Source organism: Xenorhabdus sp. NBAII XenSa04 (genome assembly GCF_963866145.1).
GTDB classification, from domain to species: domain Bacteria; phylum Pseudomonadota; class Gammaproteobacteria; order Enterobacterales; family Enterobacteriaceae; genus Xenorhabdus; species Xenorhabdus indica.
In genome coordinates this window covers 1-797 of record NZ_CAWMEB010000209.1, presented here as the reverse complement: position 1 = coordinate 797, position 797 = coordinate 1, and the positions used below count along the sequence as shown (strand labels likewise).

Annotated in this window: 1 protein-coding gene; it reads right to left on the bottom strand. The window is 50.9% G+C overall.

Annotation, left to right across the window (positions count from 1 at the left end; translation table 11 throughout):
* Positions 1 to 797 (bottom strand): phosphopantetheine-binding protein (locus AAC147_RS08445; RefSeq protein WP_047686352.1); only part of this gene is annotated, 797 nt, incomplete at both ends.

Genomic DNA, 797 nt, shown 5'->3' with positions numbered 1-797 from the left:
TCCCATTGACTGACATCACAGTGAGGCAACGTTGATAACCATGAAGGTATGTCGGCCTGATAACATTGGCGATAACCTGCTGCCGTTTCCACAAAATGGGCACGCAGCATATCGTGTCGTTCAGCCAGTTGATTCAACGCTTTTTTGATATCGCCGTGCTTGATCGTACCGGGCAGGCGGATCATAAAGGCCTGGTTCCAGTGGTGTGGCTGCGCTAACTGGCGGTTGAAGAAATCCTGCTGGACAGGCAATAAGCCAAATTCTCCGTTTAACCAACCCTGTTCAGCCACCACGATGACTGTTTGTTGTTCCTGTGTCAGTATCTGTGCCAAACGTGCCACCGTTGGCGCTTCAAAAATCGATTTGACCTGCACGGTAAAACCCGCTTTCCGCAATCGGGAAACTAACCTGATACTGACAATCGAATCACCACCGATACGGAAGAAGTTATCCTCAATACCTACTTGTGCCAGTCCCAATACCTCCTGCCAGATAGTACAAAGCTGAGTTTCCAGTGCATTGCGCGGTGCGATGTAACCATCCCGGCTACCCCAGTTTGGTTCCGGTAATGCCCGGCGATCTAACTTACCATTCAGGGTCAGTGGAATTGATTCAATGCGGGTAAAGCTGGCCGGCACCATATACTCCGGCAGACGGTCGGAAAGGTACTCAATCAGGGTATCATCAGATACGCTTCTTTCACTCACCAGATAGGCCGCCAGGACTTTATGACCTTCCTGCTCCCGGTCAATCACTACCGCCTGTTTTACCTGGGGGTGTGCAACCAGTGCGCTTTC